The 12,721-nt window shown below is 51.3% G+C and carries 11 protein-coding genes; 3 read left to right on the top strand and 8 right to left on the bottom strand.

Annotation, left to right across the window (positions count from 1 at the left end):
• Position 1: 1 nt before the first annotated feature.
• The 4 genes from nuoC to lrhA all read right to left on the bottom strand — a co-directional run bounded on the left by nuoC (position 2) and on the right by lrhA (position 4,591).
• Complete coding sequence (nuoC, locus tag ACFX4U_RS12635; protein ID WP_200550341.1) at positions 2-1,804, bottom strand: NADH-quinone oxidoreductase subunit C/D; 1,803 nt, start codon at positions 1,802-1,804, stop codon at positions 2-4.
• Between the two features lie 89 nt (positions 1,805-1,893).
• Positions 1,894-2,568 carry an NADH-quinone oxidoreductase subunit NuoB gene (gene nuoB, locus ACFX4U_RS12630; RefSeq protein ID WP_007371088.1) on the bottom strand — a complete coding sequence of 225 codons (675 nt, stop codon included), beginning with the start codon at positions 2,566-2,568 and terminating at the stop codon, positions 1,894-1,896.
• A gap of 15 nt (positions 2,569-2,583) precedes the next feature.
• Positions 2,584-3,027, bottom strand: coding sequence for an NADH-quinone oxidoreductase subunit NuoA (gene nuoA / locus ACFX4U_RS12625; RefSeq protein ID WP_017458599.1), 444 nt, complete (start codon positions 3,025-3,027; stop codon positions 2,584-2,586).
• A 625-nt stretch (positions 3,028-3,652) separates the two neighbouring features.
• On the bottom strand, positions 3,653-4,591 hold the full coding sequence (gene lrhA, locus ACFX4U_RS12620) for a transcriptional regulator LrhA (protein WP_045512998.1): 939 nt from the start codon (positions 4,589-4,591) through the stop codon (positions 3,653-3,655).
• Between the two features lie 946 nt (positions 4,592-5,537).
• Here lrhA and ACFX4U_RS12615 point away from each other — a divergent pair.
• Positions 5,538-6,752, top strand: coding sequence for a pyridoxal phosphate-dependent aminotransferase (locus tag ACFX4U_RS12615; RefSeq protein WP_020454530.1), 1,215 nt, complete (start codon positions 5,538-5,540; stop codon positions 6,750-6,752).
• Positions 6,753-6,831: 79 nt separating this feature from the next.
• A complete protein-coding gene (gene yfbR, locus ACFX4U_RS12610; protein WP_017458602.1) occupies positions 6,832-7,431 on the top strand; it encodes a 5'-deoxynucleotidase in 600 nt (199 codons plus the stop codon).
• 31 nt (positions 7,432-7,462) lie between these two features.
• On the opposite strand, the gene ACFX4U_RS12605 is transcribed toward yfbR, so the two are convergent.
• From ACFX4U_RS12605 to yfbV, 4 genes are all read right to left on the bottom strand, one after another.
• Complete coding sequence (locus ACFX4U_RS12605) at positions 7,463-9,295, bottom strand: SLC13 family permease (RefSeq protein WP_313510621.1); 1,833 nt, start codon at positions 9,293-9,295, stop codon at positions 7,463-7,465.
• A 76-nt stretch (positions 9,296-9,371) separates the two neighbouring features.
• On the bottom strand, positions 9,372-10,031 hold the full coding sequence (locus ACFX4U_RS12600) for a sugar phosphatase (RefSeq protein WP_313510622.1): 660 nt from the start codon (positions 10,029-10,031) through the stop codon (positions 9,372-9,374).
• Positions 10,032-10,041: 10 nt separating this feature from the next.
• Positions 10,042-10,536: a YfbU family protein gene (locus tag ACFX4U_RS12595; RefSeq protein WP_017458605.1), complete on the bottom strand. Its 495-nt coding sequence runs from the start codon at positions 10,534-10,536 to the stop codon at positions 10,042-10,044.
• A gap of 172 nt (positions 10,537-10,708) precedes the next feature.
• Positions 10,709-11,164, bottom strand: coding sequence for a terminus macrodomain insulation protein YfbV (gene yfbV, locus ACFX4U_RS12590; RefSeq protein WP_044489434.1), 456 nt, complete (start codon positions 11,162-11,164; stop codon positions 10,709-10,711).
• 336 nt (positions 11,165-11,500) lie between these two features.
• Here yfbV and ackA point away from each other — a divergent pair, with 336 nt between their 5' ends.
• Positions 11,501-12,703, top strand: a complete 1,203-nt coding sequence (gene ackA, locus ACFX4U_RS12585) for an acetate kinase (protein ID WP_017458607.1) — start codon at positions 11,501-11,503, stop codon at positions 12,701-12,703.
• The last annotated feature ends 18 nt before the right edge of the window (positions 12,704-12,721 follow it).

Genomic DNA, 12,721 nt, shown 5'->3' with positions numbered 1-12,721 from the left:
ATTAGCGATCCACATCTGACATAACAAAATCGATACTACCCAGATAGACAATCAAGTCTGATACCAGACTGCCGCGGATGGCCGACGGGATTTGCTGCAGGTGCGCAAAACTCGGGGTACGAACGCGGGTGCGGTAGCTCATGGTGCTGCCGTCGCTGGTCAGGTAGTAACTGTTAATACCCTTGGTTGCTTCAATCATCTGGAAGGATTCGTTGGCCGGCATTACCGGGCCCCACGACACCTGCAGGAAGTGAGTAATCAGGGTTTCGATATGTTGCAGCGTGCGCTCTTTCGGCGGCGGCGTTGTCAGCGGGTGATCCGCTTTGAACGGGCCTTCCGGCATATTGTTGAGGCACTGCTCAAGAATGCGCAGACTCTGGCGCAACTCTTCAACTTTCAGCATCACGCGGGTGTAGCAGTCGCTCACGCCACCGCCAACCGGGATTTCAAAGTCGAAGTTCTCGTAACCGGAGTACGGGCGCGCTTTACGCACGTCGAAATTGATGCCGGTCGCACGCAGGCCTGCACCGGTCGTGCCCCACTCCAGCGCTTCTTTCGCGTTGTAAGCGGCAACGCCCTGCGAGCGGCCTTTCAGAATGGTATTACGCAGCGCCGCTTTCTCGTAAGAGGCCAGGCGTTTTGGCATCCAGTCGAGGAACTCGCGCAGCAGGCGATCCCAACCACGCGGCAGATCGTGCGCCACGCCGCCAATGCGGAACCAGGCCGGGTGCATACGGAAACCGGTGATCGCTTCCACCAGATCGTAAATTTTCTGACGATCGGTAAAGGCGAAGAACACCGGCGTCATTGCGCCTACGTCCTGAATAAAGGTTGAGATATAGAGCAGGTGGCTGTTGATGCGGAACAGTTCAGACAGCATCACACGGATCACGTTGACGCGATCCGGCACGGTGATGCCGGCCAGTTTTTCCACCGCCAGCACGTAAGGCATTTCGTTTACGCAACCGCCGAGATACTCAATACGGTCGGTGTAAGGAATGTAGCTGTGCCAGGACTGACGCTCACCCATTTTCTCCGCGCCACGATGGTGGTAACCGATATCCGGTACACAGTCGACGATCTCTTCGCCGTCCAGTTGCAGGATGATACGGAACGCACCGTGCGCAGAGGGGTGGTTCGGGCCGAGGTTGAGGAACATAAAGTCCTCGTTTTCGGTACCGCGTTTCATGCCCCAGTCTTCCGGCTTGAAGGTCAACGCTTCCATTTCCAGATCCTGCTTGGCTTTGGTCAGCTCAAACGGATCGAATTCGGTCGCGCGCGCCGGGTAATCTTTACGCAGTGGGTGACCCGTCCAGGTTTGCGGCATCATGATGCGCGTCAGGTGCGGGTGACCATTAAAGGTAACGCCAAACATCTCCCAGGTTTCACGCTCATACCAGTTGGCGTTCGGGAAAAGTTTGGTCAGCGTCGGCACATTCAGATCGTTTTCAGCCAGCGCCACTTTCAGCATGATGTCGCGGTTGCGATCGATGGAAATGAAGTGGTAGAAAACGGAAAAATCCGCGGCGGGCAAACCGGCGCGGTGTGTGCGTAGACGTTCGTCCATGCCGTGCAAATCGAACAGCATGACGTACGGTTTCGGTAATTTCTTTAAGAAATCGACCACTTCCAGCAATTGCTCACGCTTAACCCAAACGACGGGTACCCCGGTGCGGGTCGCCTGAACGGTAAAGGCATCCGGCCCAAAACGGTTGCGCAATTCGCCAATGACCGGATCATCCAGATGATCCCGGGTCTGCCATGCGGCTTCTTGCGCAGTTAAATCGGTCATATTGTTCACCATTGCAAAGGGTCCGTGGTGACTGTTGGGTATGGCTTCGCGTTATTGGATTATTGAAATGCGAAGTTTCTTCCATTACCCACAGGCGCAAATTAAATCTCGTCAGGCGTACGCAGATTGGTTACGGCGATACGCTCGCCACGCTTACGGTCGCGTTCCGACTGCATATTGGCGCGATAAACGCCCTGATCGCCAACCACCCACGAGAGCGGACGACGCTCCTTGCCAATCGACTCCTGCAGCAGCATCAGCGCCTGCATATAGGCTTCAGGACGCGGCGGGCAGCCAGGGATGTAAACATCCACCGGGATAAATTTGTCGACGCCTTGTACGACTGAGTAAATATCGTACATACCGCCAGAGTTCGCGCAGGCCCCCATGGAGATAACCCATTTAGGTTCCAGCATCTGGTCGTAAAGGCGCTGAATGACCGGCGCCATTTTGGTAAAGCAAGTGCCCGCCACCACCATCAGGTCTGCCTGACGAGGAGAAGCACGCAGCACTTCCGCACCAAAACGCGCAACGTCGTGCACCGCCGTAAAGGATGTCACCATCTCTACGTAACAGCACGACAGGCCAAAGTTATATGGCCAAATTGAGTTTTTTCGTCCCCAGTTCACCATATCGTGCAGGGCATTCTCGAGTTTGCCCATATAAACGCTACGGTTAATTTCTTGTTCCAGGGGGTCGGTTACGATCTCCTGTTTCTGCAGGGGGTAACGGTCGTTCTCACCGTTAGGATCTATGCGGGTGAGCGTATAATCCATCTTATTGCCTCGCGGTTAGCGTTGACTGTCAGTGTAGCTGTTAGTCTCTGGGTTGATTTGCTCACGGCGCGAACGCACGGGCGTCCAATCCAGCGCGCCAATACGCACCAGATAAACCAGACCAGCCAGCAGCACTAATATAAAAATTGCGGCTTCGACAAACCCGACCCAACCACTCTCGCGAATGGAGGTTGACCATGCGTATAAATAGAGCGCTTCCACATCGAAGATGACGAAGAACATGGCCACCAGGTAGAACTTGGCGGATAGACGTAAGCGAGCGGAACCGACGGAGTCGATACCCGATTCGAAAGGAACGTTTTTGTGCCTCGCGCGTGCGCGACCGCCCAAAAACCGACCGCCGATCAGCATCAGGCAACACAGGCCAATGGCGACAATAAGAAAGATAGCGAATGCCCAGTGATGAGCGATGATTTCAGTGGATGTTGACATACGCATTGCTTAACTCAAAAGGTAGCGTTATTACCTCTGCTCTTGCTGGCAGATGACGCCACATCGATTCACGGGGAGGAATAAAAAACCACACATTAACTGTGTAAAAGGCGAAAACAGCTAAACGATGTGGGTTTTTACTCCTTTCTATAACCTTTTGTCAACTTTAACAAAGGTTTCCTCACATTAGTTTACATCGGCAGCAATTCATTAACATTTAGTGCCGTTTTCTTGAACGGCTTCAAACATTCACAAGAAATATCCAGGTGTTGAATCGTGTCCGTAGCGAGGTTTTACACTCATTACCCGCTTATTTTGACAGGATTTTGTCCGGATTCCTCCCCCTCAACGGGAGTATTTTCTTGATCTGAGACACGCTTTTGTTAATTCATTCAGTGAAACAGCAACAATCCGCCTTGATTTTTAACATGACCAGCAGGCATGAAAGACTATAGTTGAAAAATGCAGATCTTGCTGTGAGTGATATTAAATTATTGAAAGAAAGAATAATTTTCAGGAAGAATGTTTCTGTGATTCAGAATCTGTGCGTAAAATGAACCGATAACCGCTTTTTTGCCGCCAGCGGTTCATTTTTGCACTTACATTTTGTTACCAGAATTGGCAGGGAATGTTAGCTAAAATCCCCTTCTATAACCAACGGATCGCCTCCTCCTTCGGGAGTACCGCCGCTGTAATGCCAGGGGTTTTGATAATGTTCCATGGCCTGGAAAATTACCTGTGCCAGCTCGTTGCGGCTTTGTGGGTTATAACAAAGCAGATATTCCGTATCCGGCAACAACGGCAGCCCTTCGGCTCTGCCCAGCACACGCAAATCAGGGCTCATCATTTCCACCGGTCGCGCGGTTACACCTAATCCGGCTTTTACGGCCGCTTTTACCGCCGACAGCGACGAAGCAACATAAGCCATACGCCAGGGAATATCCGCATCATTTAGCGAATTGATGACCATATCGCGAAATGGGCTGGGCTCATCCAATAAGACCAACGGTATCGCCTCACTTTTCTGTAACACATATTCAGCCGAGCAGTACCAGTGCGTTGGCGATGTGCGTAACGTCAGGCAATCAAACTGCGCGGAACGGTGAGTCGTCACCACGAGATCAACGTCATGCTCTTGTTCGCGTTCGTCAGAAAAGGGGTTGCGTTTCACGCGCACATCAAGAGCCAGCTTCGGGTATACCGAGCTAATACGATTAAGCAAAAACGGTAAAATGGTGTCCGCGGACTCATCAGAAGCGCCAATAGTTAAGACGCCCTGAAGATTGCTAAACATTAACGACGTGCATGCTTCGTCATTGAAACGTAAGATCTTTCGCGCATATCCCAGTAACTGAATACCATGTTCAGTTAAGAGTTTATTGCGGCCATGACGGGCAAATAATTCTTTTCCCACTAATTGTTCAAGCCGCTGCATTTGCTGACTTACGGCGGATTGTGTGCGACAAACTGCAGCAGCGGCCGCAGCAAAAGTGTTTAGATCGGCGACCGCAACGAAAGTTCTCAGCAGATCGAGGTCGAGATTCAATATCGGACGATTTGCATTTATCATAATTTTTCACTTACGGGTCGTTCGCGCGGAGTGACCCGGGTTTATGCTGTGCTCGTAAGATTAAGTAATTCCATTTAAAAAGTGCATCCAGCAGGATCATAACCAGGTAAAGCTGGCAGTCGTTCAGATGTTTATAGTTCGCTGTCTAACGCAAGCTGAACTGAATGGCTTTATTTCGCCTTCTGCCATTCCTTTTAGATATATAAAAGATGCCAAAGCGCGTTATTCCTTTTAAGAAAAACATGTTTGTGCAACGTTCATAGGCTATACATAGCACTGCGCCATATAGAACCAGCCTATATAACTGGTCAGAATTAAAAGCGAGTAATAACAATCAACTACAATTAAGAAATAAACCTTAACTAAAGCAAGGCTTTTGGTGTCGGTTCCATTTCTTGCCCCACGAGTTTAACCTAAAACCTTTATATTTATAAGCATTATTGCGAATAATCTTAAGCAAACAAATGGCTTGTACCACACCATCATCTTATTAATATTAGTGATAGTCATCGTTCCTATTCTCAATATTAAATAGCTATTAATTAAGTGAAGAACTAACTATTAATAATGCTTAACATTGCGTTTACAGCCAACTCACCTCTTCGCCTGGCGACTGAGGAGGTAATCTATCGCGCTGGTTTTGAGCAGGAAGCGAATTCTACCGTAGCACAGTCGCCTAAAACCGAGACTAAACGAACGCATTTAGAAGGTTAAAAATATCATCAGAAAAAACAGAATCAGCATGAAAAACCAAATTTAAAAACAAACGCGGAAAAAACAAAAAACAAAAAGCACGATAAATAGTTAAAAAAGCGTTAACCATCAGAGACGTTAAGACAAAATCTTCTCCTGCTAACCCTTCAAAACGGACCGACGTGGGAGTACATTGTTCCGTGCTCACTTCCACGGCAGGCAGTGGCTATTCTAGCTAAAAGGTCAAAGGTTCATGTCCTCCATCGAAAAATCCAGCAAATTAGATAACGTCTGTTACGACATCCGTGGCCCGGTTCTGAAAGAAGCAAAACGTCTTGAAGAAGAAGGCAACAAGGTCCTCAAACTCAACATCGGCAACCCAGCCCCTTTCGGCTTCGAGGCACCGGATGAAATTCTGGTTGATGTGATCCGCAACCTGCCCAGCGCGCAAGGTTACTGCGACTCCAAAGGGCTCTATTCCGCGCGTAAAGCCATCATGCAGCACTACCAGGCACGCGGCATGCGCGAAATCACTGTGGAAGACATCTATATTGGCAACGGTGTTTCCGAGTTGATCGTGCAGTCGATGCAGGCGTTGCTTAATAGCGGTGACGAAATGCTGGTGCCCGCACCGGATTACCCGCTGTGGACGGCTGCAGTCTCGCTCTCTGGGGGGAAAGCGGTGCACTATTTATGTGATGAGTCGGCAGGCTGGTTCCCCGATCTCGACGATATCCGCGCCAAAATTACGCCGCGTACGCGCGGGATTGTGATTATCAACCCAAACAACCCAACCGGCGCGGTTTACTCAAAAGAGCTGCTTCTGGAAATCGTTGAGATCGCGCGTCAGCACAACCTCATCATCTTCGCTGATGAAATCTACGACAAAATTCTTTACGACGAAGCGCAACATCACTCGATCGCCGCACTCGCGCCGGATCTGTTCACTATCACCTTTAACGGATTGTCGAAAACCTACCGGGTCGCGGGTTTCCGCCAGGGCTGGATGGTGTTGAGCGGGCCGAAAAAGCACGCGAAAGGCTACATTGAAGGGCTTGAGATGCTGGCATCGATGCGTCTGTGCGCCAACGTTCCGGCACAACACGCGATTCAGACCGCGCTCGGCGGCTACCAGAGCATTAGTGAATTTATTGTTCCTGGCGGGCGTCTGTATGAGCAGCGTAACCGCGCGTGGGAGCTGATCAATGAGATCCCGGGTGTTTCTTGCGTGAAACCAAGCGGCGCGCTGTATATGTTCCCGAAAATCGACGCAAAGCGCTTCAATATTCATGACGATCAGAAAATGGTGCTCGATTTCCTGTTACAGGAAAAAGTACTGCTGGTACAAGGCTCTGCGTTTAACTGGCCTTGGCCCGATCACGTGCGAATTGTGACGCTGCCGCGCGAAGACGATCTGGAAATGGCGATTACCCGTTTTGGTCGTTTCCTCTCGGGTTACCACCAGTAAGCACTCCGGGGGAGGATTTGCATCTTCCCCCACTCTCTGCGCACAATGACTCAGGTCGCAGTCACAGACAAGGTTAACCATGAGTCAGAGCCATTTTTTCGCCCACCTTTCCCGCCTTAAACTCATCAATCGCTGGCCGCTGATGCGCAATGTGCGCACGGAGAATGTCTCCGAACATAGCCTGCAAGTCGCGATGGTCGCCCACGCGCTGGCGGCGATTAAAAACCGTAAATTCGCAGGCCAGGTCAATGCTGAACGCATCGCGTTGCTGGCGATGTACCATGATGCATCGGAAGTGCTGACCGGTGATTTACCAACGCCGGTAAAATACTTCAACTCGCAGATCGCCCAGGAATATAAAGCCATCGAGAAGATCGCCCAGCAAAAACTGGTCGAGATGGTGCCGGAAGAACTGCGCGATATTTTTGCGCCGCTGATCGATGAACATCACTACACCGCAGAAGAGAAATCGATCGTGAAGCAGGCAGATGCCCTGTGCGCTTATCTGAAATGTCTGGAAGAGCTCTCCGCCGGGAACAACGAATTCTTGCTGGCTAAATCACGGCTGGAAAAAACACTCGATGCGCGCCGCAGCCCGGAAATGGATTATTTTATGCAGGTGTTTGTGCCGAGCTTTCATTTGTCGCTGGATGAAATCAGCCAGGATTCGCCGCTGTAACTGAACATGCCGGGTCAACAGCCCGGCCAGGTCAGAACGGAAACAGCACCGGGATTAATAGTGCGCAGACCACCATCACCAGCAAGGTGAACGGCACGCCAATTTTTACGAAATCACTAAACTGATAGTTACCCGGCCCTAAAACCAGCGTATTCACCGGTGAGGAAACGGGCGTCATAAACGCAGCCGAGGCCGCCATCGCCACGACCATTGCGAACGGGTAAGGCGAAACGCCCATCGATTTCGCCGCCGCCAGGGCAATCGGCGCCATCAATACCGCAGTAGCGGTGTTAGAGATAAATAAACCAATCGTGGCGCACATCACGAACAGACATATCAGCATCAGGTGCGGACCATAACCGCCGCCCAAATCCATCAACCCTTTCACCACTAGATCCACACCGCCGGTTTTTTGCAACGCCAGCGCGAACGGCATCATGCCGACAATCAAAATAATGCTCGGCCAGTGGATCGCTTTATACGCACTTTCTGCATCAATACAGCGAAACTTGCCCATCAGCATACAAGCAATGATCGCGGCAACCGGATTGGGAATTTCATCGGTCAGCATCAAAGCAACCATCAATACCAGACAGAAAATAGCATGTGCCGCCTGGCTGTGCGCCGGGGATGCGGCGCTCTCTTCCACAGGCAAGTTGAGCACCACAAAGTCGCGCCCGTGCGAACCAAGCTGGCTGATGAGTTTCCAGTTCCCGACCACCAAAAAAACGTCGCCCAGTTGTAACGTTTCATCCGTCACCGCACCTTCCAGCGCCTCGCCGTTGCGTTTCAGACCAACAACGTTAAGACCGTAACGGGTGCGAAAACCGATTTCCCGCACTGTTTTACCAATCAATTCCGAATCGGGGATCAACGACACTTCCGCCATCCCTACATCCAGCGCCTGATCGGAGAAATACTCACCGCGCAGGATCATCGGCTCAAGCAGTTGTTCAGCGCAAAACTGGCGCAAGTCGACTTCAGCGGCTGACATATCAATCAGCAGCACATCGCGGGCACGAAATTCGGACACCCCATTAACGTTAACAATGACACGCCGGAAATGTCGCCAGCGCTCAACACCGATAATGTTGGCGCCATACCGTTCGCGCAGCTGTAAATCATCCAGGCGCTGCCCAATCATTGGCGAACCGGGGCGAATCGCCAGACGGCGCGCGCGCCCGGCCAGACGATACTCCTTAATAAGATCGCGAAAACTGCGGCGTTTCCAGCTTTCACGCGCGGTATCGTCATTCTCCCCTTTCAACGTGAAACGCATCAACAGCATATAAATGATGCCAAGCAGCAAAATCACCAGCCCCAAAGGCGTCACGCTAAAAAAGCTGAACCCGTCAAAACCTTCACGTAGCAACTCACTGTTAACGACAAGGTTCGGCGGTGTCGCTACCAGCGTCATCATGCCGCTAATAAGGCCAGCGAAACTGAGCGGCATCATCAGCCGTGACGGCGAAATCTGCATGCGCATTGACACACTCAGTACCACCGGGATGAAGATCGCCACCACGCCGGTCGAACTCATAAATGCGCCAAGCCCGGCAACGGTAACCATCAACAGCACCAGCATTTTGATTTCGCTACTGCCCGCCATGTTGACGAGCCACGCCCCCATATTCGTCGCTACGCCGGTGCGCACCAGGCCATCGCCGATGATAAACAGGGCGGCGATTAACACGACGTTCGGGTCGCTAAAACCAGAAAACGCTTCGGAAAGCGTCAGCGTTCCACTGAGAACAAAGGCAACAATGACAAACAGCGCAACAGCATCCATACGCACTTTGCCCGTTGCAAAAAGCACCACCGCGATGCCCAGCAGACACAGTACCCAGATAAGTTCACCGTTCACAACGTATCCTTGTCAGTTGATAGTGGAGAAATAGTGCCATAAAAAAACCCCACAAAAGTGGGGTTAAATCATGGGATCAGGCCCTTAGCGTGACATTCACCAGGCCGTCCGGCCGTTTGGCGACATCAAGCGTTTCAAGCGTGGTGAGCCGGAAATCAACTTCATCAAGCCGGGGTGCATCTACCGGAACATTTACCGCAATCACATGGCAACCTGCGGCAAGGCCGGAAAGGACACCCGCCGGCGCATCTTCCACCACCACGCACTCTGGCGGTGAAAGTCCCAGCAGCTGCGCGCCGAGGAGATAAGCATCAGGCTCGGGTTTACCGCGCGTGACCTGCTCGGCAGTGACAAACACTTTCGGCGTCGGCAAGCCGGTCGCACGATGTCGCGCGTGAGCGACAGGCACAGACCCGGAAGTAACGATGGCCCACGGAATAGCTGACTCATCTAAATGCTGAAGCAGCGCAATCGCGCCAGGTAGCGCGGTAATGCCATCGGTGTCTGCCGCTTCAATCTGTTCAAGCCAGGTAAATTCAGCCGCAATCTCTGCTTCAGACTTGCCCGGTAAGAAATGCCGCAGCGAGGTAATCGCCTGTTTGCCATGGATAAAATTCAGTACTTCATCATGCGCGATACCAAATCGATCAGCCCAGTTACACCAAGCCCGCTCCACGGCGGGCAGCGAATTCACCAGGGTGCCATCCAGGTCAAACAGAAATCCTTTACACTGCACACTCACCTCCTCAGGCGTTGATAATCTGATTAATTTCGTTACTGCTCAGGTGGTACTGACGCGGGCAGGAGTGCCACACACTCAGCATGCGCTGATATTTTTCCCACATCGGGGTTTGCGCGTTAAAGCCGTGGGTACCGGCGTCGAAATGGGTATAACGGCCTTCGATGTTGACCATAAAACGCACGTAGCCGAGGTAACGCGCTTCCGTTGCGGCGTCAAAGCCGAGGAAAGTCACGCGGCGCTCATCAATGGCGCTGGTGTCTTTCAGGTTGGCCCAGGAGACATGCAGTGCGTGGTACATCTCCATAATGTCGATAACCGTGCGACAGGTCTCTTCTTTCAACTCGCCGAATTCACGATCCAACTCGCGCATTTGCAGTCCATATCCACGCTCAATAATGGTTTGCAAACGGCGATAGCGCTCCGCATTAGCCGGATCCATCATGGTCATCATTTTGTATTGGTTGGATAAGATCAGACGTTGGGCATTGGTCATTTCCATCTTTCGACTCCTGTGGCACATCGGCGCATTAAAAAAGATGCCTTGAGTTTACCTGCTGAAAAAGACGGCTTTTTTGATTTGCCGGGGGTTTTGGGTAGAACACGATGAAAAATAAAAAAGAAGACATCGCAAAAATGCCTTCTTTTATAGAGATGGCGAAACTTGCTCAAACTCACAAATCATCAAGAAATGTTTTATCGAGCTGTTTAAAAGCACGCTTAAGCGTGTCGGCCAGCGCCTGATAATCAGGCTTACCCTCTACAGGTGCCAGCGCCTGACCCGCTTCTTGCAACTTACCGCGCACTTCATAAAACCAGTGCAGAATCGAGGGCGGTAGGGGCGTCACGGAGCGCTTCCCCAGCCACCATAGCCCTTGCATCGGCAAGCTCAGCGCAAACAGCGCGGTAGCCACCGCCGGTCCAAGCTGGCCGCCGAGCGCAATTTGCCAACAGAGAGTAAACACCGCCACCGGCGGCATAAAGCGCGTGGCATAGCGCATTGCGCGGATTACCCGGTTTTCAACGAACATCGGAGCGAGGCGTTTTTCCATAGGCCAGGTCTTCGCATAGTGCTGACCCCGACGAAATAAACTAAAAAAAGTGACGGGTCGATTCTCTGAAGTGGACATGGTTTACCTCAACTTCACATATAAAAATTAAAAAATTTGTGCAAAACAACAACTGTGAATGACATCGTTAAAATTTTTTGTCAATCCTACCCGGTATCAGGTATCCTGTGGCGGCCTTGACCGGTTCATTAGACGAATATCTTTAAATCGTCAAATTTAAGCTCATTATGCCACTGCCTGAAATTTGCGCAAAATAGCTTAAAATTTTATGTATTCTTTTCATCATGCCAGAAAGTAAACCCGGCATGATGTTAATCATAATTGTCAGTATCCACCTGCGCTACGCTGTGCGACTCACTGACCTTTTTTAGCCACGTATCATAAATAGGTACTTCCATGTCGAGTAAGTTAGTACTGGTTCTGAACTGCGGTAGCTCCTCACTGAAATTCGCAATCATCGATGCAGTTAATGGTGACGAGTACCTTTCTGGTTTAGCCGAATGTTTCCACCTTCCTGAAGCGCGCATCAAGTGGAAAATTGATGGCGGTAAACAAGAAGCGGCTTTAGGTGCAGGTGCCGCTCACAGCGAAGCGCTGAACTTTATCGTTAACACTATTCTGGCACAAAAACCAGAACTGTCTGCACAGCTGACCGCAATCGGTCACCGCATCGTGCACGGTGGCGAAAAATACACCAGCTCTGTGGTTATCGACGAATCCGTTATTCAGGGCATCAAAGATGCAGCCTCTTTCGCACCGCTGCACAACCCGGCTCATCTGATCGGTATTGCCGAAGCGCTGAAATCTTTCCCGAACCTGAAAGATAAAAACGTGGCGGTGTTCGACACTGCGTTCCACACCACCATGCCGGAAGAATCCTACCTGTATGCGCTGCCGTACAAACTGTACAAAGAGCACGGCGTTCGTCGCTACGGCGCACACGGCACCAGCCACTTCTATGTGACTCAGGAAGCAGCCAAAGTCCTGAACAAACCGGTTGAAGAGCTGAACATCATCACCTGCCACCTGGGCAACGGTGGTTCTGTTTCCGCTATCCGCAACGGCAAATGCGTTGATACATCCATGGGTCTGACCCCGCTGGAAGGCCTGGTAATGGGTACCCGTTCTGGTGATATCGACCCGGCAATCATTTTCCATCTGCATGACACCCTCGGCATGAGCGTTGAAGCTATCAACAAAATGCTGACCAAAGAGTCTGGCCTGCTGGGTCTGACCGAAGTCACCAGCGACTGCCGTTATGTAGAAGACAACTACAAAGATAAAGAAGACGCGAAGCGCGCAATGGACGTTTACTGCCACCGTCTGGCGAAATACATCGGCTCTTACACCGCGCTGATGGAAGGTCGTCTGGACGCGGTTGTATTCACCGGCGGTATCGGTGAAAACGCCGCCATGGTACGTGAACTGTCGCTGGGCAAACTGGGCGTTCTCGGCTTTGAAGTTGATCACGAACGTAACCTGGCTGCCCGTTTTGGTAAGTCTGGCTTTATCAACAAAGAAGGCACCCGCCCGGCTGTCGTTATTCCGACAAACGAAGAGCTGGTCATCGCGCAAGACGCGAGCCGCCTGACTGCCTGATTCCACACACCGCCAGCC

It is taken from the genome of Kosakonia sp. YIM B13588 (genome assembly GCF_042788165.1).
GTDB lineage: Bacteria > Pseudomonadota > Gammaproteobacteria > Enterobacterales > Enterobacteriaceae > Kosakonia > Kosakonia sacchari.
Note: the sequence above shows the minus strand (reverse complement) of the source record. Positions and strands in the feature narration are given on the sequence as shown.

Excerpts from the sequence above, each read along its gene's own strand:
- ACFX4U_RS12615 (WP_020454530.1), top strand. The coding sequence starts at position 5,538 with ATGTCCTCCATCGAAAAATCCAGCAAATTAGATAACGTCTGTTACGAC.
- nuoA (WP_017458599.1), bottom strand. The coding sequence starts at position 3,027 with ATGCGTATGTCAACATCCACTGAAATCATCGCTCATCACTGGGCATTC.
- nuoC (WP_200550341.1), bottom strand. The coding sequence starts at position 1,804 with ATGGTGAACAATATGACCGATTTAACTGCGCAAGAAGCCGCATGGCAG.
- nuoB (WP_007371088.1), bottom strand. The coding sequence starts at position 2,568 with ATGGATTATACGCTCACCCGCATAGATCCTAACGGTGAGAACGACCGT.
- ackA (WP_017458607.1), top strand. The coding sequence starts at position 11,501 with ATGTCGAGTAAGTTAGTACTGGTTCTGAACTGCGGTAGCTCCTCACTG.
- ACFX4U_RS12595 (WP_017458605.1), bottom strand. The coding sequence starts at position 10,536 with ATGGAAATGACCAATGCCCAACGTCTGATCTTATCCAACCAATACAAA.
- yfbV (WP_044489434.1), bottom strand. The coding sequence starts at position 11,164 with ATGTCCACTTCAGAGAATCGACCCGTCACTTTTTTTAGTTTATTTCGT.
- yfbR (WP_017458602.1), top strand. The coding sequence starts at position 6,832 with ATGAGTCAGAGCCATTTTTTCGCCCACCTTTCCCGCCTTAAACTCATC.
- lrhA (WP_045512998.1), bottom strand. The coding sequence starts at position 4,591 with ATGATAAATGCAAATCGTCCGATATTGAATCTCGACCTCGATCTGCTG.